General features: G+C 65.0%; 24 protein-coding genes, 1 other RNA gene and 2 pseudogenes. 15 read left to right on the forward strand and 12 right to left on the reverse strand.

The features are described from left to right. Window positions 1-272: 272 nt before the first annotated feature. A complete protein-coding gene (locus VC212_RS03795; RefSeq protein ID WP_323514438.1) occupies window positions 273-707 on the reverse strand; it encodes a hypothetical protein in 435 nt (144 codons plus the stop codon). 182 nt (window positions 708-889) lie between these two features. Here VC212_RS03795 and glnE point away from each other — a divergent pair, with 182 nt between their 5' ends. Continuing rightward, complete coding sequence (gene glnE, locus VC212_RS03800; RefSeq protein WP_323514437.1) at window positions 890-3,715, forward strand: bifunctional [glutamate--ammonia ligase]-adenylyl-L-tyrosine phosphorylase/[glutamate--ammonia-ligase] adenylyltransferase; 2,826 nt, start codon at window positions 890-892, stop codon at window positions 3,713-3,715. A 193-nt stretch (window positions 3,716-3,908) separates the two neighbouring features. Here glnE and VC212_RS03805 read toward each other — a convergent pair whose 3' ends face one another. The 6 genes from VC212_RS03805 to VC212_RS03830 all read right to left on the reverse strand — a co-directional run bounded on the left by VC212_RS03805 (window position 3,909) and on the right by VC212_RS03830 (window position 9,438). Further along, window positions 3,909-4,286: a cyclophilin-like fold protein gene (locus VC212_RS03805; RefSeq protein ID WP_236699303.1), complete on the reverse strand. Its 378-nt coding sequence runs from the start codon at window positions 4,284-4,286 to the stop codon at window positions 3,909-3,911. 141 nt (window positions 4,287-4,427) lie between these two features. Then, the gene (locus VC212_RS03810) at window positions 4,428-5,456 is read right to left on the reverse strand and encodes an alpha/beta hydrolase (protein ID WP_323514436.1); all 1,029 of its coding nucleotides are present in this window, start codon (window positions 5,454-5,456) and stop codon (window positions 4,428-4,430) included. 522 nt (window positions 5,457-5,978) lie between these two features. After that, window positions 5,979-6,536 carry a VUT family protein gene (locus tag VC212_RS03815; RefSeq protein WP_323514435.1) on the reverse strand — a complete coding sequence of 186 codons (558 nt, stop codon included), beginning with the start codon at window positions 6,534-6,536 and terminating at the stop codon, window positions 5,979-5,981. Window positions 6,537-7,077: 541 nt separating this feature from the next. Next, entirely contained in the window at window positions 7,078-7,581 is a 504-nt protein-coding gene (locus VC212_RS03820; protein WP_323514434.1) for a hypothetical protein, read from the reverse strand. Next, window positions 7,578-8,441, reverse strand: coding sequence for a DUF2145 domain-containing protein (locus VC212_RS03825; protein WP_323514433.1), 864 nt, complete (start codon window positions 8,439-8,441; stop codon window positions 7,578-7,580). The genes VC212_RS03820 and VC212_RS03825 overlap by 4 nt, the downstream gene beginning before the upstream one ends. 49 nt (window positions 8,442-8,490) lie before the next feature. Continuing rightward, window positions 8,491-9,438, reverse strand: coding sequence for an ELM1/GtrOC1 family putative glycosyltransferase (locus tag VC212_RS03830; protein ID WP_323514432.1), 948 nt, complete (start codon window positions 9,436-9,438; stop codon window positions 8,491-8,493). A 134-nt stretch (window positions 9,439-9,572) separates the two neighbouring features. Between VC212_RS03830 and VC212_RS03835 the strand changes: the two genes are divergently transcribed. The 3 genes from VC212_RS03835 to VC212_RS03845 all read left to right on the forward strand — a co-directional run bounded on the left by VC212_RS03835 (window position 9,573) and on the right by VC212_RS03845 (window position 11,381). Then, window positions 9,573-10,163: a malonic semialdehyde reductase gene (locus VC212_RS03835; RefSeq protein ID WP_323514431.1), complete on the forward strand. Its 591-nt coding sequence runs from the start codon at window positions 9,573-9,575 to the stop codon at window positions 10,161-10,163. Window positions 10,164-10,461: 298 nt separating this feature from the next. Next, window positions 10,462-10,539: non-coding RNA, sX9 sRNA (locus VC212_RS03840), on the forward strand. A gap of 125 nt (window positions 10,540-10,664) precedes the next feature. Next, window positions 10,665-11,381: a YceI family protein gene (locus tag VC212_RS03845; protein WP_082473606.1), complete on the forward strand. Its 717-nt coding sequence runs from the start codon at window positions 10,665-10,667 to the stop codon at window positions 11,379-11,381. Window positions 11,382-11,475: 94 nt separating this feature from the next. Here VC212_RS03845 and VC212_RS03850 read toward each other — a convergent pair whose 3' ends face one another. From VC212_RS03850 to VC212_RS03860, 3 genes are all read right to left on the reverse strand, one after another. Further along, window positions 11,476-11,904: a hypothetical protein gene (locus tag VC212_RS03850; RefSeq protein ID WP_323514430.1), complete on the reverse strand. Its 429-nt coding sequence runs from the start codon at window positions 11,902-11,904 to the stop codon at window positions 11,476-11,478. A 585-nt stretch (window positions 11,905-12,489) separates the two neighbouring features. Beyond that, the gene (locus VC212_RS03855) at window positions 12,490-13,278 is read right to left on the reverse strand and encodes a siderophore-interacting protein (RefSeq protein ID WP_323514429.1); all 789 of its coding nucleotides are present in this window, start codon (window positions 13,276-13,278) and stop codon (window positions 12,490-12,492) included. Between the two features lie 647 nt (window positions 13,279-13,925). After that, window positions 13,926-14,468 (reverse strand): PadR family transcriptional regulator, encoded by a 543-nt coding sequence (locus VC212_RS03860; protein WP_323514428.1) that lies wholly within the window; start codon window positions 14,466-14,468, stop codon window positions 13,926-13,928. A 188-nt stretch (window positions 14,469-14,656) separates the two neighbouring features. Here VC212_RS03860 and mdcA point away from each other — a divergent pair, with 188 nt between their 5' ends. The 11 genes and pseudogenes from mdcA (at window position 14,657) to VC212_RS03915 (ending at window position 23,612) form a co-directional block, all read left to right on the forward strand. Then, entirely contained in the window at window positions 14,657-16,303 is a 1,647-nt protein-coding gene (gene mdcA, locus VC212_RS03865) for a malonate decarboxylase subunit alpha (protein WP_323514427.1), read from the forward strand. A gap of 9 nt (window positions 16,304-16,312) precedes the next feature. Further along, window positions 16,313-16,630, forward strand: coding sequence for a malonate decarboxylase acyl carrier protein (mdcC, locus tag VC212_RS03870; protein WP_323514425.1), 318 nt, complete (start codon window positions 16,313-16,315; stop codon window positions 16,628-16,630). Between the two features lie 122 nt (window positions 16,631-16,752). After that, window positions 16,753-16,830 (forward strand): annotated as a pseudogene (locus VC212_RS03875) (malonate decarboxylase acyl carrier protein); the annotation flags it as partial. Between the two features lie 119 nt (window positions 16,831-16,949). Further along, window positions 16,950-17,027 (forward strand): annotated as a pseudogene (locus VC212_RS03880) (malonate decarboxylase acyl carrier protein); the annotation flags it as partial. 136 nt (window positions 17,028-17,163) lie between these two features. Continuing rightward, window positions 17,164-18,066 carry a biotin-independent malonate decarboxylase subunit beta gene (locus VC212_RS03885; RefSeq protein WP_323514572.1) on the forward strand — a complete coding sequence of 301 codons (903 nt, stop codon included), beginning with the start codon at window positions 17,164-17,166 and terminating at the stop codon, window positions 18,064-18,066. Further along, entirely contained in the window at window positions 18,057-18,761 is a 705-nt protein-coding gene (gene mdcE / locus VC212_RS03890) for a biotin-independent malonate decarboxylase subunit gamma (RefSeq protein WP_323514424.1), read from the forward strand. Before VC212_RS03885 ends, mdcE begins: the two co-directional genes overlap by 10 nt. A gap of 2 nt (window positions 18,762-18,763) precedes the next feature. Then, window positions 18,764-19,405 carry a malonate decarboxylase holo-[acyl-carrier-protein] synthase gene (gene mdcG / locus VC212_RS03895; protein WP_323514423.1) on the forward strand — a complete coding sequence of 214 codons (642 nt, stop codon included), beginning with the start codon at window positions 18,764-18,766 and terminating at the stop codon, window positions 19,403-19,405. Further along, a complete protein-coding gene (mdcB, locus tag VC212_RS03900) occupies window positions 19,402-20,271 on the forward strand; it encodes a triphosphoribosyl-dephospho-CoA synthase MdcB (RefSeq protein WP_323514422.1) in 870 nt (289 codons plus the stop codon). The genes mdcG and mdcB overlap by 4 nt, the downstream gene beginning before the upstream one ends. A 178-nt stretch (window positions 20,272-20,449) precedes the next feature. Beyond that, window positions 20,450-21,370, forward strand: a complete 921-nt coding sequence (gene mdcH, locus VC212_RS03905) for a malonate decarboxylase subunit epsilon (protein ID WP_323514421.1) — start codon at window positions 20,450-20,452, stop codon at window positions 21,368-21,370. An 87-nt stretch (window positions 21,371-21,457) separates the two neighbouring features. Beyond that, window positions 21,458-22,813 carry an SLC13 family permease gene (locus VC212_RS03910; protein ID WP_323514420.1) on the forward strand — a complete coding sequence of 452 codons (1,356 nt, stop codon included), beginning with the start codon at window positions 21,458-21,460 and terminating at the stop codon, window positions 22,811-22,813. 79 nt (window positions 22,814-22,892) lie between these two features. Next, window positions 22,893-23,612 (forward strand): GntR family transcriptional regulator, encoded by a 720-nt coding sequence (locus VC212_RS03915; protein ID WP_115561158.1) that lies wholly within the window; start codon window positions 22,893-22,895, stop codon window positions 23,610-23,612. A 215-nt stretch (window positions 23,613-23,827) separates the two neighbouring features. Here VC212_RS03915 and VC212_RS03920 read toward each other — a convergent pair whose 3' ends face one another. Beyond that, on the reverse strand, window positions 23,828-24,148 hold the full coding sequence (locus VC212_RS03920; RefSeq protein WP_323514419.1) for a hypothetical protein: 321 nt from the start codon (window positions 24,146-24,148) through the stop codon (window positions 23,828-23,830). A 157-nt stretch (window positions 24,149-24,305) separates the two neighbouring features. After that, window positions 24,306-24,929 carry an HAD hydrolase-like protein gene (locus VC212_RS03925; protein WP_115552828.1) on the reverse strand — a complete coding sequence of 208 codons (624 nt, stop codon included), beginning with the start codon at window positions 24,927-24,929 and terminating at the stop codon, window positions 24,306-24,308. Window positions 24,930-24,964 lie beyond the last annotated feature (35 nt).

Genomic DNA, 24,964 nt, shown 5'->3' on the forward strand with positions numbered 1-24,964 from the left:
CCACAGCGTGCTGCCGCCGCTGATGAACAGCCGCCGCTGATCCTGATCGAAGCTGCAGTGACGCGGTGCGCGGGGTCGGTACCAGCCCCAACAGGTGTCCCTCCGGAACGAAGATGCACGCGCCTGCGTCGGAGCTGCTCCGGAGCCATCCTTGCCGGTCCACCCAGAAGGCATCGGCCAGGCCGTTCGGCACCCCTGCAAAGCGGCGTCGATCGTGCAGTGCACCATCGCACCAATCCAATGCGGTGATCTCGAGCTCGCCAGGGCCGTCCTCAGGGGTTTGCGACACTTACAGCACGCGCGTCGGGCGAAGACGTCAGGCCATTGGGGTGATCCAGCCTGGTCATGCGCTGCAGCGGGCCAGCATCGGGCGGCCGCCGATAGACCGCCGTGGTGGTCCAGTTCCTGCGGGCCAGGGTAGCTCTGGCGGGCTTGAGCAGGCCAAACGGTGGGCCGGCGAACCAGATCGCGCCGCCACGCGCCACGCTCGGCGCGTTGGGCGACTTCAACCGTTCGCCCGCGAAACGCCCGACCAGCAAATGCGCCCGTCCAGCCGCATCGCTGCGGGTGATTGCGCGGCGGCCATGCGCGCAAGGCACCAGCCGTTGTTGCGCATCCACCGCATTGCCGTTGCTGAAGGCGATGGCGTCCAGTAGCACGCCCACTGCGCCGTCTTCGCGCCAACCGAGCACGCCGCGGTCCGCCACCTCGCTCCACACCAGTGTGCGTTGCGCCTCGCATCACACCGGGCCTGGCCTGGTCGTACAGGTTTGCAGGCGCACTCGCCTGCGTCACGCATCGCGCAGGCGAATGCGCAGGCAGCACGCCGCATCCGGATGATGGCGCGCGCACACATGCCGCCACCGTGCAGGGATGCCAGAATCGACGTATGTCGCTGCCCATCACATCTGCTTCTCCTGCGCTCACCGCTCTGATCGAGCGGGCCGTGGCGCGTGTCCGCCAGGCTGTCCCTGCCGAGCAGCCGTGGCCTGGCGGCGATCTTGCGCAAGCGCTCGAACAGGTCGCGCTTGTCAGCGACTTCGCGCTAGAAACCCTGGCGCGCCAGCCGGCACTGCTGCTGCACCTGGCCCAGGCCGATCCGCCACCGCTGCCGGTGCCAACGCTCGACCCGGCGCAGCCACAAGCCTGGGCGGCGCAGTTACGGCGCTACCGCGCCGCTGAATCCACCCGCCTGGTGTGGCGCGACGTGCTGGGCCTGGACAGCGTGGACGCCACACTTGCCGGTGCGACCCGGTTGGCAGAAGCCTGCCTGCAATGTGCGCTGCAGGCGCTGGAGCAGCAGTTCGACAGCCGCCATGGGCAGGTGATTGCCGAGGACGGCAGCGTGCAGCAGCTGGTGGTCTTCGGGCTGGGCAAACTCGGCGGCGGCGAGCTGAATTTTTCTTCGGATGTGGATCTGGTCTACGCCTACCCGCAGGGCGGGCAGTCCACTGGCGCGCGCCCGTTGGCGGCCGAAGAATACTTCGCGCGATTGGGCCAGCAACTGGCCAAGTTGCTCGACGAAACCACCGCCGATGGGTTCAGCCACCGCGTGGACCTGCGCCTGCGCCCGTTCGGCACCGCTGGCCGCGTGGCGTTGTCGTTCACCGGCATGGACCAGTACTTCCAGCGCGAAGGCCGCGACTGGGAACGCTATGCCTGGCTCAAGGCGCGCGCCGTGGCCGGGGACATCGCTGCCGGCGAGGCCTGGCTGGAAACACTGCGGCCGTTCGTCTACCGGCGCTATCTGGATTTCACCGCACTGGACGGCTTGCGCGAAATGAAAGCCGCCATCACTGCGGAAGTGGCGCGGCACGACCGGCTGGACGACATCAAGCGTGGGCCCGGCGGTATTCGCGAGATCGAATTTCTTGCGCAATCGCTGCAGCTGATCCGCGCCGGACGCGAGCCCGCGCTGCGCGAGCGGCGGCTGTTGCCCGCATTGCAGGCGCTGGTTGCAGCAGGCCAGATCGAAGCGGACAACGGTGCGGCCTTGACCGAGGCGTATCGCTTTTTGCGCCGTCTGGAAAACCGCCTGCAGATGTTGCGCGATGCGCAGACCCATGCGTTGCCGCAGGCGCCGCTGGACCGCGAGCGGATCGCATTGGGCTTGGGCCATGCGGACTGGCCGGCGCTGCTGGACGCGCTGGCCCCGCATCGCAGCCGGGTGGCGGCGGAGTTTGCCGAGTTGCTGGCGCCACGCGTGCGTGCCACCGCGCCGGATGCGCTGGCCGATTACTGGCGCGCACTGCCCGAGGGCGACGCGGCGCCGCTGCTGGGCATCGGCTTGCACGATCCCGCCAACGCGCATCAGGTATTGAGCGATTTTGCGCAGTCGTCCGGCGTGCATGCACTGTCCGATAGTGCGCGCGTAAGGCTCGATCGCGTCATGCCGGCACTCCTGCACGCAGCCACGCGCGCCAGCCAGCCCGATGCGGCCGTGCGGCGCATGCTGGGTCTGTTGCAGGCCACCTTGCGCCGCACCAGCTATCTGGCGCTGCTGGACGAACAACCCAGTGCGCTGGCACGCCTGGTCGATGTGCTCTCACGTAGTGCGCTGCTGGCCGAGCGCCTGGCCGCGTACCCGTTGCTGCTGGACGAGTTGCTCGACACCCGCATCAGCGGACCCTTGCCGGATCGCGCGGCCCTGCGTGCGGCATGTGCCGACACGCTGCAGATCGACGATACCGAAGCAGCCTTGCGTGAACTCAACGAGCGCCGGTTGGCGCTGAGCTTTCGCATCGCGCTGGCCACGCTCGATGGCCGTCAACTTGCGGTGGACAGCACCCGGCAACTGGCCTGGCTTGCCGAGGCGGTGGTGCAGACCGTCCTGCAGCTGGCGCGCGTCGAACTGGTCGCCGCGCACGGGCAAGTGCCCGGCGGCACGTTCGCCATCATCGGTTACGGCAGCCTGGGTGGGCTGGAACTGGGCTTCGGCTCGGATCTGGATCTGGTGTTTCTCTACGATCATCCGCGCGCGGTGGAAAGCTCCGACGGCAAGCGGCCGCTGGAAGCCGGGCGCTGGTTCGCACGGTTTGCGCAGAAGGTGATGGCGTTGCTCGCTGCCGAAACCGGCGCGGGCCGGCTCTACGACATCGACGTGCGGCTGCGTCCGGACGGCGGCAAGGGCGCGCTGGTGTCGTCGCTGGCCAGCTACCGCGAGTATCAGCGCGAACGCGCCTGGACCTGGGAGCATCAGGCGCTGGTGCGCGCACGTGCGGTCGCAGGCGATCCCGCGCTGTGCGAGGCGTTTGCACAGGTACGCCGCGAGACGCTGGCGCGCGTGCGCGACACTGCGCTGCTGCACGAAGACGTGCGCAAGATGCGCGCACGCATGCGCGCTGAGCTTGATCGCAGCGATGCTGGCCGGCTGGATCTAAAGCAGGGCGCCGGCGGCCTGGTCGATCTGGAATTCCTGCTGCAGGCCGGTGTGCTCGGCCAGGCGGCGCAGCATCCGCCGTTGCTGCAGGTCTGCGACACGCCCGCACTGATCGATGCACTGGTGCAGGCGCAGTGGTTGCCCGCGTCTGCCGCGCAAGCGCTGCACGACGCACATGCCACGCTGGTGGATGCCGGGCTGGCCTGCACGCTGGACCGGCGCCCGCGCCTGATCACGCCAACTGCCGCCATCCAGCAGGCCACCGGCAGCATCTTTGCGATTGCGCAGGCGCAAGGCCTGGCGTTCCCGCGTGGCAGGGACGCACCGCGTGGGTGAGGCATTACGCGCTGGTGTGCAGGTGATTCACAGTGCCACCTGCGTGCTGCCGCTGCCGCTGGCGCAAGACGCCAGGCGCAGGAGTGGCTCAGCAGGAGATTGAGGCCCGCGTCGGCAAGCGGGTCCGGCAAGGCCTGCAGCAGCGGCAGCAGGCCATGTGCAGCGCAGCTGATGCGTGTCGTGATCGGCCGCTTCAGTGCGGCGGCGGTGCCGCAGCCGCGGGCGCCGCACGTGCGATGGTCGCAGTGAAGCTGGCCGAGCGTGTCAGCGCCTGTGGGTTGGACACGATCCGCCCCAGCCGCACCAGATCGCGCGATGGCGTGTAGCCGCGGTAGAACACCGCCAGGTTGCCCCATGGCACGTAATACATCAGGTCGCCTACCTGTGCCGGGCCGGCAGGGCCAACCGCGCTCAGGTCGAGCTTGGACGGCAGGTAGCTGATCTTTTCGCTGCCATGGAAGTCTTCGAACGGCACGGTCATCGGTAACCGCGCGAGCAGGTCGCGCGTGGCCGAGTGATCGACCAGCTCCGCTTCGACGACGTCATCGCCGATGGTGAGGGTGATACGCATCGTGCGCTCCGGTGTATGTGGGGTGGCCGCTGCTGGTGGCGTTGCAGCCGAGCAGGCGGTGACCAGGAAAGCGCACCCCAGTAACAGGGTGCGCACGCAGGCGCTGGGGCGAAGGATCGGCATCGGCGCTGTCCTCGTGGATTACTGCAGGTGCTTGCGGAAGAACGCGGTGAGCGTGTCGAACGGAATCAGATCCATGCGATCGTACAAGTCCACGTGCCCTGCGTCCGGCACGATCACCAATCGCTTGGGCTGGCCAGCCAGACGGTACGCCTCTTCGCTGAACTCGCGCGAATGCGCCTTCTCGCCGGTAATGAACAGCATCGGCCGCGGCGAGATGGTCTCGATGTCGTTGAACGGATAGAAGTTCATGAACTTGACGTTGCTGGTCAGCGTCGGCCGTGTGGTGTGCTCGGGCGACTGGCCCTTGGGCGTGTACTGTCCGCGCGGTGTCCGATAGAAATCGTAGAACTCGCGTTCGATCGGGTTGGACTCCGGCGTCAGCGCCAGGACCGTGCCGCCGGTGTATTCCACCGGCTCGCCGCTGAATTCAACCGAGCGTTGTTTGGCGGCCGCGGCGATGATCTGCTTGCGCTGCGCCAGGCTGAGCCCATGACGCAGGCCGTTGCGGTTGGCCGCGCCCATGTCGTACATGCTCACCGTGGCGATCGCGTGCATGCGTGGGTCGATCTTGGCCGCGCTGATCACAAAGCTGCCACTGCCGCAGATACCCAGCGCACCGATCTGCTCGCGATCGACAAACGTCTGCGTTTCCAAGAAATCCACTGCCGCACTGAAGTCTTCGGCATAGATGTCCGGCGACACCGCGTTGCGCGGTTGCCCTTCGCTTTCGCCCCAGAACGACAGGTCCAGGGACAGCGTCACAAAGCCCTGTTCGGCAAGTTTGGTGGCGTAGAGATTGGCGCTCTGTTCCTTGGTCGCACCCATTGGATGCCCCACCACAATGGCCGGATGCCGCTTGCCGGTGTCCAGACCCTTGGGGACGAACAGGTTGCCGGCCACGGTCATCTGGTACTGATTCTTGAAGGTGACCTTTTGCACGGTCACCGTCTCGCTGGTGTAGAAGTTATCGGCACCGTTGGACATGTCTGCTCCTAGCGTTGGGAATGAAACAAGCAAGAGCACCAGAAGGAAGATGCGCAGTTGCATGGTGTGGCTCTCATGAAAGGTGCACGCCGCCCGCAGCTATGTGCCGCTGTGGTTGCGTTGGCCGGTGGATGAAGGGATGACGTGTGCGGCCAACGGGCGACGCCCGTGCGGGCAGTGGCATGGCTGCAGCAATGCCCTTTGCGATGTCACCGATGACCGCGCTGCATCACCGTGTGCGAGCGCTACGCCGCGATGCATGCAGCCTCACGCCGCTGGTATGGTTACTGCGCCTTTTTGCGTGCCTACCTGCTGCAGCCGGTGGGCGTTGCTGCCGCCGTGGTGCGTCTTGCGGTGGCCTAATGTAGGTCAAGCGATGCGCCAGAGCATTGCCGCCACGTGCATGCCTTCATGTGGCCGTTTCATGAGTGCTGCGATGTGCCGTGCGCATGGCAACGTGGGTCGCCTTGGCTGCCATGCACGCGGTATGTGCTGATGCGTACACAGACTGGGTGTCCGTGGCGGTGGCAAATCGTTTACAGCGCAGATGCCCAAGCGCGCAAGGCGCGAGAGCGCAACCGTAATTCAGCTATTCGCCCGAGGCGCACTGCGCCAGAGCAACGCGCGGAACGGCCCGAGCAAGAACACGCCCATGCCCAGTTTCACCGCCAGATCGCCCGCGGCCCAGCTCACCCACGGCAGCGATGCACCGGCAAAGGCGATGCTCCAGAAGAGTGCGGTATCCAGCGTGGCGCTGCAGGTGGTGGCCACGATCGGCGCACGCCACCAGCTACCGTTGCGCAACCGGTCGAACACGGTGATATCCAGCAACTGTGCCGCAATAAACGCCGTGCATGAGGCCGCCGCAATGCGCGGCGTCGCCAGCCAGATCGACAACAGCACCGCCAGCGCGAACCCGCACCAGGCCACCGTACGCGCTGCGCGTGGGCCAAAGCGGCGATTGATCAGGTTGCTGACCAAAAACGCCAATGGGTACGAGAACGCACCCCAGGTCAGCCAGTCGTTGATCGGGTACTGCACCAGGATGTTAGACAGCAGCACCACCGCGCCCATGGCCACTACCGCCCATGCCAATGCGCGCGCAGTGAGCGGGGTGTACGGCGTCGGCGAGGTGTTGGGCATGGCGGTGCGGCAGTGACAGAGCAACGCGGATTATCCGCGCGTTGGCGCAGGCGGACCAGTGCGCAGAGCCGCACGTAGAATCCACGGCGGCGGCTGCAGGTTGAAACCGTGTGTTGATGAGGGGATGGCCGCCAGCACGCTGGAGTGACGCCGTATGAATCGCTTGCGTTCGCGCGACCGCGATGCCTGATCGATCCACCGTGCCGCAGCACTGTCGTTTGACCGCATGCGGCGCGCCATCAGTGCCAGCAACGCCCGAACGCACACGCCACCAAGACATCGCCAATTCGCATACACACCGTTGCCACCTGCGGCGCGATTGGCACGCTGGCAACTGCGCACGTGCCAGGCATCGTGCGCTACGGGTCTGCGACTGCGCACGCTGTATGCATCGGTGACCATCAACACGTCTTCGCGCAGGTAGTTCGGCAGATGGTGGAAGATGCAGCGCGCACCGCGCGTAGCGCCGTAACCGCAGACGGGAGGCGTCAGTAACGCCCCATCCTGGCCGACGACAGCGTCTGCAAGCAGCTTGCCGGCATCACCAGGTCTTGCTGCTGTTCTGCGCAGCGGATTCTGCGGTCGGCACGAACGCCAGCGCCTGGCCTTGTGGCGACTGCACCGTCCAGCCGGCGCCGGCCGGGCTCGGCTGGAAGGTCACCGTCTCGCCAACGCGAAAGCCCGCAGCCGGGTCGTCCTCGCGCGCCGGCCAGCGCAGCAGGGCGGTGTTGTCCGCTTTTTCTGGATCCTGCAACTGCACTTCGCAACCGCCGTCGGTGGTTTTTTCCACCGACTTGACCCGCATCGGCGGCAACGGCCCTGCGGAGGCCTTGTTCGATGCATGATCGAGTGCTTGCGAGCCTGCCATCGCACTATGGCCCAGCGCCAACGACACGAAGTACGGTGCGGAGATCACCAGAATCGCCGACATCGCAGAGGCGTCGCCGCGGGTGATCGTGGTCAAGCCTGCGTTGGCCGGCATCGGCTGACCGAACAAGACGGCGAGCAACAGCCCGAGGACGGTAAATCGAGAAGGGATGTTCATGGAGACGCTCCGTGCGTGGCGACGCGATGTGGAATGGACTGGTCCTGCTGCAGCACCTGTTGTTGCTGCAGGAAATCGAACACCGACTCGACCGTGATCACCGAATAATTTCCGGAGATGCGTTCGCTGGCAGGATGGTCGGTTACCGCCGCATTGGCGACGAAAAAACGTGCGCCAATGCGCTTGCTCAGATCGAGATGCAAGCGGGTGGGTTGGTAACCGTTGTGCTTGAGCCAGGCTTGCGCGCTGCGTCGATCGCTCACCGGCGCAGGTGTCGCATCTGCTGCCGTGGTTGCTGCCATTGCCGCCGCCAGCACCTCGAGCACCCATTGGTTGGAGTTCTGATAATCGGTGGAGAACGGGTAGGCAATTATGCTGTAGCGCGCCTCATGCAGCGCATGCGCCAGCGTGGCCGGGTCCTGCAGCAAGGTACGTAGCTGCCGCTGCAGTGCCGGTGCCAGCACGCCGACGCGCAGATCTGCAGTGAGGGCAGTTTCGCCGATGAAGTTGCTCAGACCTTCGTGATATAGCGCGGAGTTGTCCGATTTGCAGTGATTGAGCAGGTGCTTCACCCGCCATGTGCCGTCGTCCTCGCGGAGTGCGAATGCCAGATGGCTGTGTTTCAACCCATAGCGGCTCAGATCCTGGCCGCCGCGTGCCAGCAGCACCACCTGCGCGCCGTCCACGGCGTCCAGCGTCTGCTGGGTGAATCTGGCCATGTCGAACATCGCCGCCAGTGTGGCGGGGGTCGGATAGTGCGGGGTGCAGACCGGCGCGGCAAAAGCGGGCAGTGCGCCCGTCAAGGCGATGAGCAACGACGCCGTCGCAAGCCACCTGCGCTGCTTGTGTTCGAATTGCATGGGGGTCGATCGTCCGTGTGGTTGCCCCGTGACAGCCACGGCTGAACCATCATACGTGCAGGCGCTCGCGCACCAGCGCGGCGATGCGCTGAGTTTCGCGCAGCGGTTGAAGGTGCGACGGCGTTACGAAGACATCCGCTGCATCGCATAAACGGCCATGCGACTGCAGTGCCCGCACGTACGTGGCAACCCGGCCTTGCGCCTGTTCGGCAAACGCCGCCGTTACCGGTACCCGCGTGGCGCAGGCTTCGGAGAGCAGGTTGACCGAGTCGGCGCTGGCCACGGTCGCATCGGCCCAGCCCAGCAGGCCGGCGTACGGGTTGGGGCCGTCGCGGTCGTCGCACCACAGCAAATGCGGTAAGCCGCTGCAGATCGCGCGCAACGGGGCGATCGCCTCCGGCGGCGTGCGGCGTGAGACGGTGATCAGCAGGCTGCCGCCGGCCGCGCGCAGTTGCTCTCGCAGCGGCGTGCACAGCGCGGTCAGCTCCTGCGTTGTCCATGGCACCTGCGCGGTGGGTCCGCCGACCAGCAGCGCCAGCCGCGGGCCGGGCAGGCGGCCCAGTGCCGGGAACGCGGCGCGCCCGTCCGCCAGCCAGGCATCGTCCACCGGATGCAGGCTGCCGAGCAGGGTGAGCACGTTACTGCCGCGCAGCGCGTCGTGCTCGGGCACGATCAGCAGATCCCAGTGGCGGGCATCCAGGCGCGGGTCCAGGATCTGCACGCTACGGCTGCCGCGCGCGCGCAGCAGCCGGGTGGCCAGCGCTGCCTGGCGGCCACAGCCGATGGCCAGGGCGGGGGGCTGCTGCAGTTGCTGGGCAAACGCTGCGCCAAACGCGCGTTTTGCGCCGGGTAGCAGACGCGGTGCCGCCCAGCGCCAGGGCGGCTGCGAGTGCAGATGGATCGGCTGGAAGGCCTCAGGTTGCAGTGCCCGCGCCAGTGCTTCGGCCTGGCGCGCATTGCCGGCGCGGCCGTCGCTCAGCGCCCAGGTCACCGCCATCGTTTCAGATCCGACATAGATTTGTTTCAGATTGAACGCGTGTGGCGGCAATCGCGCCACTCTACACTGCGGGTCTTCACACTGGTGCCGACGCCGCAGCTTACCGTCCCGCCACCCCTTCTTCTGGAGTGCTCATGTCCGACTCGCTCAACGCCACCGCACTGGATCAGCTGTTCCGTACCGCCCGCACGCAAAACGCGTTTGCCGACACGCCGGTCAGTCAGGACGTGCTGCGTGAGCTCTATGAGCTGGTGAAGTGGGGCCCCACCGCCGCCAATAGCTCGCCGGCGCGCTTTGTGTTCGTGACCAGCGCCGAAGGTAAGGCCAAGCTCAAGCCGGCGCTGTCCGAAGGCAATGCGGCCAAGACGCTGGCCGCGCCGGTCACGGTGATCGTGGCGCACGACGAAGACTTCCACGAAAAGCTGCCGTACCTGTTCCCGCATGCCGATGCCAAGAGCTGGTTCGACGGCCCGCGCGAGGGTCGCACCGAATCGGCGTTCCGCAACGGCTCGCTGCAGGGCGCCTATCTGATTCTGGCTGCGCGCGCGCTGGGTCTGGATGCCGGCCCGATGTCGGGCTTCGACAACGCCAAGGTGGATGCGGCGTTTTTCGCCGGCACGCCGATCAAGTCCAACTTCCTGATCAATCTTGGCTACGGCGACCCGGCCGGGTTGTTCCCGCGTTCGCCGCGCCTGAGCTTCGATGAAGCTGCGCGCTTCGAGTGATGGTCTGCATCACTGAGGCGCGCCGTGTGTGATGCATGCGGTGTGACATCAACGCTGCGGCGCGTCTGACGGCATCATCGCGCGTCGTCATGTGTGCTACCCGGTGCCGATCGCTTTTTTTCTGCATTGTTGTGTGTCGTCGATGAAGCGATTGCGCTCACCCTCAAGTGAGCGCGGCCGATGCTCGGAAACGGTGGATGCCACATGTCCACTGCGCTTTTGAGCCTGCGGTTCTTGGAGTCGTCAACAAAACCGCTGCGCTCGCCGCCAGACGGGCGCGGCAGGTGCTCGGTGCGGGATGTGCCACTCGGTACACTCCGGTTCCGAGCGCGCCGTCCACACCCACCTGACGAATGCTCGCTACGGTGTGTTGGCCGCTCTTCGTCGCCTGACCACTGTGTGCAAGATATGGTTGCCGCTTACAGTTTCCTGCAGTCCTCGTCCGTCTGCATCTGTCCCATCCGCGTTGATCCAACGCGTCTCTCATCACATGGAGTTCCAATGAAAACCACCCACAAACTGCTGCTGCCGCTCGCCCTGACCCTGGCCATCGCCGCCTGCTCCAAGCCGGCCGACAACGCCGCCGCGCCGGCCGCCGAAACCCCCGCCGCCACCGCGCCGGCCGATGCCGCTGCCGCCACTCCGGCTCCGGCTGCCTCGACCGCTCCTGCGGTGGAAGTGGCCTCGGGTACCTACACCCTGGACCCGAGCCACACCGACGTGCTGGCGCAGTGGAGCCACTTCGGCTTCTCCAACCCGAGTGCGCATTTCGGCAATGTCGACGGCACCCTGGTGTACGACGCGGCCGACGTGACCAAGTCCACCGTGCAGGTGACCCTGCCGCTGTCCGGCTTGAACAGCTTCACCGCCAAGTTCGACGAGCACCTGAAGAGCGGTGACTTCTTCGACGCGGCCAAGTTCCCGACCGCCACCTTCAAGAGCACCAAGGTCGAATCGGCAGGCGCCAACAAGCTGACCGTCACCGGCGACTTGACCATCAAGGATCAGACCAAGCCGGTCGTGCTGGACGTCACCCTCAACGGTGCCGGCGAGCACCCGATGAAGAAGGTGGCGGCTGCCGGTTTCGACGCCACCACCACGATCAAGCGCAGCGACTTCGGCGTGGGCCAGTACGCCCCGAACGTCAGCGACGAGGTCAAGATCCGCATCACCACCGAAGCCCTGCAGGCCAAGGCCGGCGACGCTGCTGCGAAGTAATTAAGCGGTTGCTTGCATTAGGGCCCGCCATTGGCGGGCCCTAATTTTTTCTGGCAAATTTCAAGTGTCTAAGCTTTGAGAGAGTCGTCTCTGATCAGATGGTTTGCTCGATTGGAAGTAGATAGATCTGAACGCTGTGATCGCCGAACGTCGCAGTCGTATTTCCCGCAATATTCATTTCCGCAAGGGTTTTCCCTTTTGCGTCTGCCAGAACAAGTGCGTAGATGTCCCCAAATCGTGGGTCGGTACGGATGATTGATGCTTTTACGCGGTATTTTCTGTTGTCGGGTAGAACCAAGATGGGCGAAATTTCGCCAGGACTTAGCTCAAGGTCAACGTCTCTTCCGCTCAAATCACCTCGTACCTTCACCTCTAATATCTGCTTCTTCGGTATTGCCCGATGAAGGGCGGTGGTGTCTTCTTGCTGAGCCGAGTAAGCAGCGATAGGCGATGCTGCAAAGAGCGCAATGCAAACGGCCCCTCTCAAATAGCGGCGACGTTGATCTGCCTTCATATCTTTCATGGGAAGCCTCTCGAGTGAGTAGGTCCATCCGGTGGCAGGCACCTATTAGATAAATATCTATGGGGTCCTGACGCTTGCGTTCTAGCAAGAGCACTTATGACTGTCAATGGCTGTTGTGTTCGCCTGCTTGACGTTGTGGTCGAATGTAAATTCGCACTTTTGATAATCGTGCTGGCCGGTGTTCTTTGCATCTCATGCCGTCTTCCAAGCCGCGTTCGTACGTATCAAGCCCCCACGTCATGCTCGAATATTTTTGAACAGCTTGAGCCTGTCGCGACTGAGCATCGATGCGTTATCAATCTTGAAAGTGTCACCGTGGATCGGTGCGCAACCGCGCGCGATGTCATCCGGAGGCCATGCTGCCAAACCAGGCGCGGAACCATCCCTGGTCATATCAAGGTGCATGCGCCGTACTACGCCTTGAAGGCGGTGATACGTCAGAACCGCCGCGATCAAGGCGGTTCTCGCAAGTCAGTCCAGTACTGATGCCTTGAGGTCTCTAACTCCGAACGTCGACAGCTCGCCAGAGGCGAATTAGTTTTTTGGCTACCCTCGATTGATCGCCAGAGGCGGGAACATTTGGCCTCACTCCCCGGCCGGATCCGCCTTCCAGTATCCCTTTGCGCGGATCCACTCCTTGTCCACGCCGATGTGCTCTTCCACAAACTTACGCATGGCCCGCGCGCGCATCGATTCGGCGCCGATCCAGTAGAAGGTGTCGCCGTCGTGCGGCTCGTAATCGCGCAGGCTGTCTTCCAGCAAGGTGCTGCTGGCCGCATCGAAGCCGTTGCGCTCCAGCCAGTACACAGCGACATCGGCGGCGCTGATCAGCTCCTGTCGCTCGTCTGCATCGGCCACTTCGATAAAGACCTCTGCCTGCATGTCGGCCGGCATCGACTCCAGCCAGCGACTGATCGCGGGCAGCGCGGTTTCATCGCCGATCAGCACGTAATGGTCGAAGTCGTCTGCCACCAGAAACGAGCCGCGTGGGCCGCCGATCTTCAGCGCATCGCCGGGCTGCGCCTGTGCGGCCCAACTGGATGCCACACCGTCGCCATGCAGCACGAAATCGATACTCAGCTCGCCGCTCTGCGGATCGAACGCGCGCGGGGTGTAATCGCGGCCGGGCGAGGGCAGTGCGCCTTCGGCGTAGCGCGGTCCTTCCGGGGTCATGGTCGGCAGCACGAAGGCGCCATCGGCATTGGGGAAAAACAGTTTGACGTGGTCGTCCGGCGCTTCGCTTTGAAAGCCGGCCAGTTCGCTGCCGCCAAAGACAATGCGGCGCATCTGCGGAGTGATCGACTCGCAACGGACCACTTCCACGGAGCGCAGGCGCGAGTCGCGACGAAGTTGGGTATTGGTGTGTGCAGCCATGGGGGTGCGATTCCTGATGGTGTCGCGCACAGAGGCGCGGCGTGGGGGTGGTAGCAGGTACGGCGGTGACACGATGGATAGTTAGGAGTGGCTAACAAGACGACTGCGCTCAGGGCCAGGCGGGGCCGCAGGTGCTCGGTGCGGTATGTAGTCCTCGTAGGCTCTGGTTCTCTGTGCGCTGTCCATGTCTAGTTGACGATTGGTTGCTGGTTTTTACGGCTCTGAAACTTGCTGAGTGCAAAGACACCGCTGTTTTTCTACCCGCTTCGAGGTGTTTCTTCCTGCAGGTGGAGAAGGTGACGCGTAGTTGTAGGTGGAGGAGGTTGAGCGACATCTTGTGTTGTTGGAATGTTCGTGAGGCTTCGCGCCGTACCCTCACCCCAACCCCTCTCCCGAGGGGAGAGGGGCTTTAGCAACGCTCGCAAACCGGGCGACGGAACGAACAGCCAACGGAACTTCCGATCAACAGAACAGCCACTCAACTCAACAGAACGCCCGATCAACAGAGCAGCCAATCAACTCAACAGAACGACCGATCAACAGCACCGGCCAGCAGACTCGCTGTTGCAACATCGCAACATCGCAACATCGCAACATCGCAACATCGCAACAACGGCCAACGGCTGCCGTCGACGCTGCAACACCCCTCAGTGCTCGTCCTGCTCCATGCCGTCGGCGGCGGCGTTGAGCAGTGCGGCAATCCGTTCGATGTCTGCTTCGTTCCATTGGCCGTGGCGTGCAAACAGGCCGTGCTTGATGCGGTGGATTGCCTCGCGGATGGGTTCGGGTGTCTGCGCCTTGATCAGCTCGCGTGCGCGGCGATGGGTGCGCGCCAGTGCGGCATCCAGGGCGTCGCGTTGATCGGCGGCGTAGCTGCGGCCGGCGTCGGTGATCCGATACTGCTTGCGGCCCTGTTCCAGATCGGTCTGCACCCAGCCGTCGGCTTCCAGCTGCGCCAGCGCCGGGTAGATCGCGCCGGCGCTGGGCGTGTACAGGCCTTTGAACAGCGCGGTGATCTGCCGCATCAACTCGTAGCCGTGGCGTGGGTGCTGTTCGATCAAGGCCAGCAGCAGCAGGCGCAGATCGCCATGCCCCAGCGGCCGGATGCGCGCACTGCCGCGCCCGGAGACGTTGCCGTCGGCGGCATCCAGATCGGCCAAGACCGCTTGGTGGCGGGTTTTCGGTTTCATTCGATATATCGAAGCATGCGAAAACGATATATCGAAGTGCGGGCGGCCGCAAGCACTTAGCTGTCGCATTGCTGACCGTTCGTCGTCTCCTCATCCACCGATGCTGCAACGCGTCTAGACAGCACCTCTTTCCATAATTACGATGTAATTACTTCGACATTACGGGCTCGGCCCGGTGAGGCAATGCGATGAGTCGACAGTGGGACACCCAGGCCGAAGGCCGGCGCAGGCGCTTGCAGCGTGCCGCCGCGCTGGCGCCGCAGGGCCGCGTGGTAGCCGCCACCGATGTGGTGGCGCTGCTGGAGGCGGTGATCGAGCCCGGCGACCGCGTGTGTCTGGAGGGCAACAACCAGAAGCAGGCCGATTTCCTGGCACGCTGCCTCACCGAGGTGGATCCCGCGCGCGTGCACGATCTGCACATGGTGCAGTCGGTTCTGTCGCTGGCCTCGCACCTGGATGTGTTCGAGCGCGGCATCGCCAAACGTCTGGATTTTTCGTTCTCCGGCCCGCAGGCCGCGCGTCTGGCTGGATTGGTGAGCGAGGGCCGCATCGAGATCGGCGCCATCCACACCTATCTGGAATTGTTCGGCCGCTATTTCATCGACCTCACCCCGCGCATCGCGTTGATCACCGCGCAGGCCGCTGACCGCCACGGCAATCTCTACACCGGACCCAACACCGAAGATACGCCGGTGATTGTGGAGGCCACCGCGTTCAAGGGCGGCATCGTGATCGCGCAGGTCAACGAAATCCTCGACACCTTGCCGCGCGTGGATATTCCGGCCGATTGGGTGGACTTCGTGACCGAAGCACCCAAGCCCAATTACATCGAACCCTTATTTACCCGCGACCCGGCGTTGATCTCCGAGATCCAGGTGTTGATGGCGATGATGGCGATCAAGGGCATCTACGCCGAGTACGGTGTGGACCGGCTCAATCACGGCATCGGCTTCGACACCGCCGCCATTGAATTGCTGTTGCCCACCTACGCCGAATCGCTGGGATTGAAAGGCAAGATCTGCCGGCATTGGGCGCTGAATCCGCATCCGGCGCTGATCCCGGCGATTGAATCGGGCTTTGTGCAGTCGGTGCATTCGTTCGGCTCCGAGTTGGGCATGGAAAACTATATCGCCGCGCGCCCGGATGTGTTCTTTACCGGCGCCGACGGCAGCATGCGGTCTAACCGCGCGCTCTCGCAGACCGCCGGCTTATACGCCTGCGACATGTTTATCGGCTCTACATTGCAGATCGATTTGCAGGGCAATAGCTCCACTGCCACGCGCGACCGCATCGCCGGGTTTGGTGGCGCGCCCAACATGGGCTCGGATGCGCGCGGCCGCCGCCATGCCAGCGCTGCCTGGCTCAAGGCCGGGCGCGAGGCCGCACGACCGGGCGAGATGCCGCGCGGTCGCAAGCTGGTGGTGCAGATGGTGGAAACCTTCCGCGAGCACATGGCGCCGGCGTTCGTCGACAAGCTTGATGCCTGGGAACTGGCCGAGCGCGCCAACATGCCGCTGCCGCCGGTGATGATTTACGGCGATGACGTCAGCCATGTACTGACCGAAGAAGGCATCGCCAATCTGTTGTTGTGCCGCACGCCGGAAGAGCGCGAGCAGGCGATTCGTGGCGTGTCCGGTTACACCGCCGTGGGTCTCGGACGTGACAAACGCATGGTGGAAAACCTGCGCGATCGCGGTGTGATCAAGCGGCCGGAAGATCTGGGCATCCGTCCGCGCGATGCCACGCGCGACTTGCTTGCCGCGCGCACGGTCAAGGACTTGGTGCGCTGGTCCGGTGGGTTGTACGACCCGCCGAAACGTTTCCGCAATTGGTAAGGGCTCAGCATGGAAACCCTGCGATATCGCTTTGACGGCCAGCACGGTGCGCGCACCGGTCTGGAGCATGCGCTGGTCGGCGTGGTCGCCTCCGGCAACCTGGAAGTGCTGGTCGAGCGCGTGCCGCTCGACGGCGCGATGGAAATCGAGATCCTCACCGCGGCCCGCGGCTTCGGCACGATCTGGCAGGCGGTGCTAGGCGACTTCGCCGCGCGCCATCCGCTGCGCGATGTGCGCATCAGCATCAACGATGTTGGTGCAACGCCGGCAGTGGTAAGTCTGCGTCTGGAACAGGCAGTCGATGTTCTGCAAGGAGATGCGGCATGAGCCTCGTGCATCGCACAGACACAGACACCTCCGTAGGAGCGCGCCCGGGCGCGACGGGCGTTCTCGGTAACGCCGCAATCGCGCCCAGGTGCGCTCCTACAGCACAAATCCGGAGGCGCGTAGATGTTGGCGCAACGCCGGCAGTGCTGCGTCTGCGTCTGGAGCAGGCAATCGATGTTCTGCAAGGAGATGTGGCATGAGCTGCCATGTCAGAGATACAGACAGCTCCGTAGGAGCGCACCCGGGCGCGACCGGCGTTCTCGGTAACGCCGCAATCGCGCCCAGGTGCGCTCCTACAGCACACATTCGGAGGCGCGTAGATGTTGGCGCAACGCCGGCAGTGGTGCGTCTGCGACTGGAGCAGGCAATCGATGTCCTGCAAGGAGATGCCGCATGAGCTCCCATGTCAGAGACACAGATACGTCCGTAGGAGCGTACCCGGGCGCGACGGGCTTGCCCGATAACGCCGCGGTCGCGCCCAGGTGCGCTCCTACAAATGCAATCCGGAGGCGTGTATGAGCACCACCATTCCCATGGCCGAGCGCAGCTATTACGAAGCCGATGCCCGCGAGCGTATCGACGGGCTGCTGGACGCCGGCAGCTTTCGCGAATTCGTCGGCCCGCGTCGCCGCCTGGTCAGCCCGCATCTGGCGCAGCTCGACGTGCCGGGCGCCTTCGACGACGGTATCGTTGTGGGCGAGGGCAGCTTGCGTGGCCGCAGCGTGTTGATCGTTGGCCAGCAGGGCGCCTTTATGGGCGGTGGCGTGGGTGAGGTGCACGGCGCCAAGCTCACCGGTTTGCTCGAACGCGCGGCAGCCACGCATCCGGCAGCAGTGCTGTTATTGCTCGACACCGGCGGCGTGCGCTTGCACGAAGCCAATGCCGGCCTGATCGCCATTTCCGAAGTCATGCGTGCCACGCTGGATACGCGCGCGGCCGGCGTGCCGGTGCTGGCGTTGATCGGTAGCGGCAATGGCGCATTCGGTGGCATGGGCATCGTGGCGCGCTGCTGCAGCGCCGTGATCATGTCCGAAGAAGGCCGCTTGTCGTTGTCCGGCCCGGACGTGATCGAAACCGTGCGCGGCGTAGAAGAGTTCGACGCCCGCGACCGCGCTCTGGTCTGGCGTGTGACCGGTGGCAAACACCGCTACCTGCTGGGCGACGCGCAGACCTTGGTGGCCGACCGCATCGTGGCGTTTGCCGATGCAGCGGCCAGCACGCTGGACGCACTTGTCGAACCCGAAGGCGATGCTGCATTACAGGCCTTGGAGCGCGCGCATCATCAACTGTCTGCGCGCATCGATGCTTATGGCGATTGCCGCGACGGCCTGGACATCTGGGCGCGCCAAGGCATCGCCGATCCGCAGCGGCTGCCGCTGCTGGACACCGACGCCTTCCTCGCGGCCACTGCAGATCGGAGCGCGCCATGGAACTGAGCCAACTGCTCGACCAGCTGTTTCCGCTCGGTCACGCCATCGCGCGCAATGAGGATGTGCTCACCGGCAGCGCGACCACGGCCGCAGGCGAGGTCACGGTGATCGGCACCGCCAACAAGCTTGAAGTGGGCGTGGACCACGCGTTGGCGCTGGCCGCCACCGTGCTGGCCAGCACCCGCGCGCATCCGCAGCGGCCGATCGTGATGCTGGCCGACACCGCCGGGCAACGTCTGGCACGTCGCGATGAATTGCTCGGCATCAATGGCTACTTCGCGCATCTGGCGCGTGCGCTGGATCTGGCACGCAGGCGCGGCGCGCGACTGGTCACGCTGGTGTATGGCGAAGCGGTGAGCGGCGGATTTCTGTCGTTCGGTTTGATGGCCGACCGCATCCATGCGTTGCCGGATGCGCAGGTGCGCGTGATGGATCTGCGTGCCATGGCTCGTGTCACCAAGCAATCGGTGGATACCTTGCAGGCGCTCAGCAAAAGTTCGCCAGTGTTCGCGCCGGGCGTGGAGAACTATGTGCGCATGGGCGCGGTGCAATCGCTGTGGGACGGCGATCTGGCGCAGGCGCTGCTCGATGCATTGGCTGCGCCCGTCGATGGCGATCAGCGTCGCGCACTGGGCGCGCAACGCGGCGGCCGCACGCTGGCGCGCGAGGTTGCCGCCGCCGTGGCAGCGGGCGAGGCCTGAGAATGGCCGGCCGCCACGCCCTGGTGTGGTTACGCGACGATGCGCACTGGCAGGCGCACACGCCAGGTGCCCACTCGCGTTTGCAGCAGTGGTTTGCCGCCGGCTTGCCGGCAGTGGTGGCGCGTGGCGACGGCAGCGAGGCGCCGGGCAATTTGCGCCTGGGCGTGCCGTTGCCGCCCAACGAAGGCAAGCAGCGTCTGGCATTGCGTGCCAACGTTGTGGAAATCGCACGCTGCAGTGAGCCCCTGTCGTTGGATGCCGTCATCGCGCACGCACCCGGCGAGGTGCAGCCCGCGTTGCAGGCATTGCGCGCGCACGCGCAGGCTGATGCGCTGCATCCGCGCGTGTTCGGTAGCTTCGCGTGGCAAGCGTTGACGGGCTTGACCTATGTGCACGCGCAATCGGATCTGGATCTGCTGTGGTCCATCGAGACGTCCGAGCAGGCGCAAGTAGTGGTTGCCTTGTTGCAGCGCTGGGAACAACGCCACGGCATGCGTGCCGATGGCGAGTTGCTATTCCCCCACGACATCGCGGTGAACTGGCGCGAGTACGCCAGTGACGCGCAGCAGGTGCTGGTGAAATCCGGCAACGGCTGCTGCTTGTTGCCGCGCGCTGCGTTGTTTCGGTTAAGGAGCGCGGCATGAGCGCGCAGGTCCAACACCTGCAGCATGTGGATGTGCCCGCAGTGCCGCGCGACGTTGCGCACCGGCTCGGCCGGCTCGCCGTCGGCGCGCTGCATGCGGAGTTGGCCTGCGCGCCCAAGCCCGGGCTGGTGACGCCGTTCGACAGCGGTAGCCACAGCGACATGGATGCCTCCACGTTCTTGCGCAGTCTGTTCGCATTGCGCGGCTATTTTATCGCCATCGCACAGGCCGGCAGCGACAACGCACCCTTTGCACGGCTGCGCGATCTGGGCATCGCGGCCGAGGCGGCCATGCTGCGCGCCACCGGCGGCATCAATACCCACCGTGGCGCGATCTTCAGCCTTGGCCTGCTCACCGCACAGGCCGCACGCCTGCGCGGCGCGCATGGCCAGCGGCCATCTGCCGATGCGGTCTGCAACGGGGTACAGGTGTGGGGCGCGGCGTTGTGCGCTGCGCCGCTGGACCCACGCAGCAATGGCCAGCGCATGCGCGCGCAGTACAAGGTGGCTGGCGTTCGCGAGCAGGCCGCAGCCGGCTACCCGCTACTGCGCGAGATCGCGCTGCCGAGCCTGCGCGCCGCGTTGGGCACTGGCGCCACGCAGGAGGCCGCGCTCGCGCAGACCTTGATGCAACTGGTCGCGCATGTCGACGATCTCAATCTGCTGCATCGGGGCGGCGCAGACGGTCTGGCCTATGCCAAAGCGCAGGCGCGGCGCTTTCTCGATGACGGCGGTATTGCGCAACCCTACTGGCGCGATCGGCTATCGTCGATCGGCAAACAATTCGTGGCGCGTCGGCTCAGCCCCGGTGGTAGCGCGGACCTGCTGGCCTGCGCGTGGTTCCTGCATCGGCAGGAGACGTTGTGAGCAGGCGCGCGTCCAGTGTCACTGTGGCTGCAGAAGCAGGTTGCGCGTGCACGCAACGCATCTGTGCCTCACTTCGCACAGCAGCGGTATTGAATGCTGCACCAGGAAACGTTGCCCGTAGCGCGCAGACGTGCAGTTCCTGCAGCAGTCGCGCCAGCGCATGCCCGCGGCCAACGCCATGACCCTGACCATTCTCTGCCCAGGCCAAGGCGGCCAGCACGCCGACATGTTCGCCCGCATTGCCGATGCGCCCGCTGCGGCAGCGGTGCTTGCTGCTGCCGGGCAGGTGCTTGGCGCCGCTCCGCAAACCCTTGCCGCAGATGCTGGCCGCTACGCCAATGCCGTCGCCCAGCCGCTGGTCTGCGCAGGCACCTTGGCGCAATGGCAGGTGCTGCGCGAGCATCTGCCGACGCCGCTGCTGGTGCTGGGTTATAGCGTCGGCGAGCTGGCTGCGCACGCGGTGGCCGGCAGCATCGACATCCAGACCTGCCTGCAACTTGCGGCCACCCGTGCGCGCGCGATGGATGCGGCCAGCCCCGAGGATGCCGGGTTGATGGCGGTGATCGGCCTGCCACTGCCCACGCTGGAATCGCTCTGCAACACGCATGGTGCAGCAGTGGCCATCATCAACGGCGACGACCATGCCGTGCTTGGTGGGCCGCGCACGGCATTGCAGCGGCTTGGCGATGACGCGCAATCGCGCGGTGCACGCGTCACCATGCTGCCGGTCACTGTGCCTGCGCATACGCCGTGGCTGCACGCGGCCGCCGATGCCTTCGCCGCCGCGTTGAACAAGGTGGTCATTCGCGCCCCCACGCTGCGCGTGCTTGCTGGCATCGACGCACGTGCCGTCGCCACGCCGCCGCAGGTGATCGACAGCCTGGCTGCACAGATCGCGCAGACCGTGCGCTGGCACGACGTGCTGGTGCAGGCCGCCGAACGCGGTGCGCGTGTATTTCTCGAACTCGGCCCCGGTAGCGCACTGGCGCGCATGGCGCGCGAGATCGTACCGGGCTGCGAAGCGCGGTCGGTCGACGATTTCCACAGCACCCAAGGGGTGGTGGAGTGGGTCAACGCCGCATGCGAACGCGCGGCATGACCATCAGGCAGGTGTCGTACACGGCGTGACCCTTGGATGGCGGGTGGCCATCCGTGCTGTACGCGTATCAGGTGTCTGGGAGGGCGCATGACCCCGCAAATTGCAACGATTCTTGGCTTGGTGATCATGTTCATCGTCGCCACCGCATTGCCCATCAACATGGGCGCGGTGGCTTTCGCGCTGGCATTCATCGTCGGTGGCGTGTGGGTGGGGCTGGACGGCAAGGAGGTGCTGGCCGGCTTTCCCGGCGACCTGTTCCTGACCCTGGTCGGCATCACCTATCTGTTCGCCATCGCGCAGAAAAACGGCACCATCGATCTGCTGGTGCATTGGGCAGTACGTGCGGTACGCGGGCACATCGTGGCGATCCCGTGGGTGATGTTCGTCATCACCGGCCTGCTCACCGCTTTCGGTGCGCTGGGGCCGGCGGCAGTGGCCATCATCGGGCCGGTGGCGTTGCGCTTTGCCAAGCAATACCGCATCAACCCGTTGATGATGGGCTTGCTGGTCATCCATGGCGCGCAGGGCGGTGGGTTTTCGCCGATCAGCGTGTATGGGGGCATCACCAACAAGGTGGTGGAAAAAGCCGGGCTGGATGTCACCGAGATGGCGGTGTTTCTCACCAGCCTGGGCTTCAACCTGATGATGGCGATCATCTGCTTCTGCGCCTTCGGCGGGCTCAAGCTGATGCGTCGGCAGGAGGTGTCGCTGGCCGATGCGCAGTACGTGCCGGTCAACGGCGATCAAGCATCGCAGCGACGCTTCTCTATCGAAGGCCATGGCGCACTGGTGGCGGCCGGCGGCGGCACTTTGTCCACCGACCCGCTGGCGCTGGAGGCCGTGTCCATCACCCGCGATCGCGTGATCACGCTTGTCGGCCTGTTGGGGCTGGGCGTTGCGGCGCTGGTCTACAACCTCAACGTCGGCCTGGTCTCGATCACCGTCGCCGTGGCGCTGGCGTTGATTTCGCCCAATGCACAAAAAGGCGCGGTGGATGGCATCAGCTGGTCCACGGTGCTGCTGATCAGCGGTGTGGTCACTTATGTCGCGGTGCTGGAAAAGGCTGGCGCGGTGGACTACATCGGCACAGGCGTGTCGCATATCGGCATGCCGTTACTGGGCGCATTGCTGGTGTGCTACGTGGGCGGCATTGTGTCTGCGTTCGCATCGTCTGCGGCCGTGCTGGGCGCCACCATTCCGCTGGCGGTGCCGTTCCTGATGCAGGGCCAGCTGGGTGCGGCCGGGGTGATCTGCGCGTTGGCGGTGTCGTCCACCATTGTGGATGTCAGCCCGTTTTCCACCAACGGCGCGCTGGTGGTGGCCTCGGCGGCCAAGGAAGAACGCGATGGGCTGTTCCGCCGTTTTCTGGTCTACAGCGGGCTGGTGGTGCTGTTGGGGCCGCTGGCGGCATGGCTGCTGTTCGTGGTGCCGGGTTGGCTGTGACGATGGCGCTGGTGGGCAGGGTCGGCGGGCGCGCCCGTAGAATGGGCGCCCCCGATCCACTGCCGATGACCTGCCCACCATGACCCTCGCCCCTGATTCGCGCAGTGCCAAGAAGCGCGTACCGCTGTACGAGGAAGTGGCCGAGCGCCTGCGGCAGAAAATCTACGACTACGCGTTGCCGCCTGGCGAATGGATCGACGAGCCGGCGTTGGCCGAGGAACTCGGCATCAGCCGCACGCCGCTGCGCGAAAGTCTCAAGCTGCTTGCGGCCGAAGGCCTGGTGCAACTGGATGCAGGCCGCGGCAGCCGGGTCACGCGGCTGACGCTGGAAGATCTCAATCAGCTGTTCCCGGTGATGGCGATGCTGGAAGGCCGCTGCGCGCATGACGCGGTCAAGCGTCTGGATGCGGCAGGCGTGCAGCGGCTGGAAGAGCTGCATGCGGCGATGGAAGCGTCTGCCGCCTCCGGCGATCTGGCCGAGTATTACCGCAACAATTACCTGATCCACGAAACGGTGCAGCATTACGCAGGCAATCCGTGGTTGATCCGGGTGACCCACGATTTGCATCGCATCTTGAAGATGCACCGCGGCCGGCAGTTGTTGACGCCGGGGCGCATGGCGCAGTCGCTGGCCGAGCATCGGCAGTTGATGGATTGCGTGCGGCGCGGCGATGCAGAAGGTGCGGAGAGGACGATGCAAGGGCATCTGTTGAGCCAGGGCCAGGCGCTGGCGGCCTACGTGGCGGCGGGCGGGATGTTGAATGTGCCGGCACCGTTGCCGAGCTCGGGTGGGGTATAGGCGTGCGCGCGTGGTTTCCCGCAGTCATGCGGCGCACGTTGCAGTGTTCAATGTTTCCTCCGTGCCACGCGCAGTACGGCTAAAAGCTCGCTGCATGCTCATCCTTCTCCCTCCGTGAGAAGGTGCCCGAAGGGCGGATGAGGGTACGGTTGCCGGTGATCTCCAACAGGTGCACCTGTAGACCATGCACGAATTTGAAGCACAGCTTTCAAGCGTCAGCGCTCAAGCCACAGCCAAGCCAAAAGCTTCCACGCCCTTCGGGCGCGGGTGACTTTTGTCTTGGCAAAAGTCACCAAAACCGCTGTCGCCTGACGCAATCCGGCGCGATACGGCCGCGCCGGTCCCCTGCGCTCCTCGTCATGCGCGGCACGGCGCCCAAACTCGCTTCGCTCAAACAAGGGCGCCTCTTCGGCCACACATGACTGCGGTGCTCGGCTTGCTTTAAGGCGACTTGGGTGAAGCGACAGCAAGAACAACAGCAAGAACAACAGCAAGAACAACAGCAAGAACAACAGCAAGAACAACAGCAAGAACAACAGCGCCTGCTCACCACGGCAAACACCAACATCAGCGAGCGCCCAGAGCTGGGCCGGGGAAGGAGGTGCCAGTGTGCCGATCGCCGCTCAGCGCAAGCAGGTGTTACGTCTCCCTCTGTGGGAGAAGGTTCACGAAGGCTGCTGCGCTTGGCCGTCGCTAACGCATGCCCAGCGCCAGTAAATCGTCCACCCGTTCGATCAGCGAGGTTCCGGCCAACCCGGCAAACACGTCCGGGTGGGCGTAGCCCCAGGCGACGGCGGCAAACGGCAGGCCGAGCACCTGCGCCGCTTCCCAGTCGGCGACCTGGTCGCCCACATAGACCGCCTGCGCTGGCGTGTGTGCGGTTGCGCGTAAGACGCGGCGCAGGGCGCGTTGCTTGCCCAGCAGATGCGCGCCGCCTTCGATGACGGCGAATTTCGCGCTCAGCTCCTCCCCCAGCGCGCGTTGCACGTTGTCCACCGCGTTGGACGACACCACCGCCAGGCGCGTGCCACCGGCGTGCAGTGCGCTTACGGTTTGCGCAATGCCAGGGAACAAGGCAGCCGGTGGCGCGCCGCGCATCAGCCGGATGAAGTCGGCCGCCACCAGCGGCACCCGCCAGGCAGGCAATCCCGATTGTTTGAGCAGTTCGCGCGTGGTCAGCCGGCGTGCGGCGTCCACCTCATGCGCTTCTGCCGCGCGGAAGCCATGTCGCGCAGCCAATGCGCGCTGCGTGCTCAGGAAGAAGCCGAACGAATCGGCCAGGGTACCGTCGAAATCGAAAATGATCAGTGCAGGCATTGCGACGCTGCGAATGGGGCGTCATAGCCTAACCA

Source organism: Xanthomonas sp. WHRI 8932A (assembly GCF_035012785.1).
Lineage (GTDB): Bacteria > Pseudomonadota > Gammaproteobacteria > Xanthomonadales > Xanthomonadaceae > Xanthomonas.

Bases quoted from the DNA above. Each gene is read 5' to 3' on its own strand.
- glnE (WP_323514437.1), top strand. From the start codon at position 890: ATGTCGCTGCCCATCACATCTGCTTCTCCTGCGCTCACCGCTCTGATC.
- VC212_RS03805 (WP_236699303.1), bottom strand. From the start codon at position 4,286: ATGCGTATCACCCTCACCATCGGCGATGACGTCGTCGAAGCGGAGCTG.
- VC212_RS03810 (WP_323514436.1), bottom strand. From the start codon at position 5,456: ATGCAACTGCGCATCTTCCTTCTGGTGCTCTTGCTTGTTTCATTCCCA.
- VC212_RS03815 (WP_323514435.1), bottom strand. From the start codon at position 6,536: ATGCCCAACACCTCGCCGACGCCGTACACCCCGCTCACTGCGCGCGCA.
- VC212_RS03820 (WP_323514434.1), bottom strand. From the start codon at position 7,581: ATGAACATCCCTTCTCGATTTACCGTCCTCGGGCTGTTGCTCGCCGTC.
- VC212_RS03825 (WP_323514433.1), bottom strand. From the start codon at position 8,441: ATGCAATTCGAACACAAGCAGCGCAGGTGGCTTGCGACGGCGTCGTTG.
- VC212_RS03830 (WP_323514432.1), bottom strand. From the start codon at position 9,438: ATGGCGGTGACCTGGGCGCTGAGCGACGGCCGCGCCGGCAATGCGCGC.
- VC212_RS03835 (WP_323514431.1), top strand. From the start codon at position 9,573: ATGTCCGACTCGCTCAACGCCACCGCACTGGATCAGCTGTTCCGTACC.
- VC212_RS03845 (WP_082473606.1), top strand. From the start codon at position 10,665: ATGAAAACCACCCACAAACTGCTGCTGCCGCTCGCCCTGACCCTGGCC.
- VC212_RS03850 (WP_323514430.1), bottom strand. From the start codon at position 11,904: ATGAAAGATATGAAGGCAGATCAACGTCGCCGCTATTTGAGAGGGGCC.
- VC212_RS03855 (WP_323514429.1), bottom strand. From the start codon at position 13,278: ATGGCTGCACACACCAATACCCAACTTCGTCGCGACTCGCGCCTGCGC.
- VC212_RS03860 (WP_323514428.1), bottom strand. From the start codon at position 14,468: ATGAAACCGAAAACCCGCCACCAAGCGGTCTTGGCCGATCTGGATGCC.
- mdcA (WP_323514427.1), top strand. From the start codon at position 14,657: ATGAGTCGACAGTGGGACACCCAGGCCGAAGGCCGGCGCAGGCGCTTG.
- mdcC (WP_323514425.1), top strand. From the start codon at position 16,313: ATGGAAACCCTGCGATATCGCTTTGACGGCCAGCACGGTGCGCGCACC.
- VC212_RS03885 (WP_323514572.1), top strand. From the start codon at position 17,164: ATGGCCGAGCGCAGCTATTACGAAGCCGATGCCCGCGAGCGTATCGAC.
- mdcE (WP_323514424.1), top strand. From the start codon at position 18,057: ATGGAACTGAGCCAACTGCTCGACCAGCTGTTTCCGCTCGGTCACGCC.
- mdcG (WP_323514423.1), top strand. From the start codon at position 18,764: ATGGCCGGCCGCCACGCCCTGGTGTGGTTACGCGACGATGCGCACTGG.
- mdcB (WP_323514422.1), top strand. From the start codon at position 19,402: ATGAGCGCGCAGGTCCAACACCTGCAGCATGTGGATGTGCCCGCAGTG.
- mdcH (WP_323514421.1), top strand. From the start codon at position 20,450: ATGACCCTGACCATTCTCTGCCCAGGCCAAGGCGGCCAGCACGCCGAC.
- VC212_RS03910 (WP_323514420.1), top strand. From the start codon at position 21,458: ATGACCCCGCAAATTGCAACGATTCTTGGCTTGGTGATCATGTTCATC.
- VC212_RS03915 (WP_115561158.1), top strand. From the start codon at position 22,893: ATGACCCTCGCCCCTGATTCGCGCAGTGCCAAGAAGCGCGTACCGCTG.
- VC212_RS03925 (WP_115552828.1), bottom strand. From the start codon at position 24,929: ATGCCTGCACTGATCATTTTCGATTTCGACGGTACCCTGGCCGATTCG.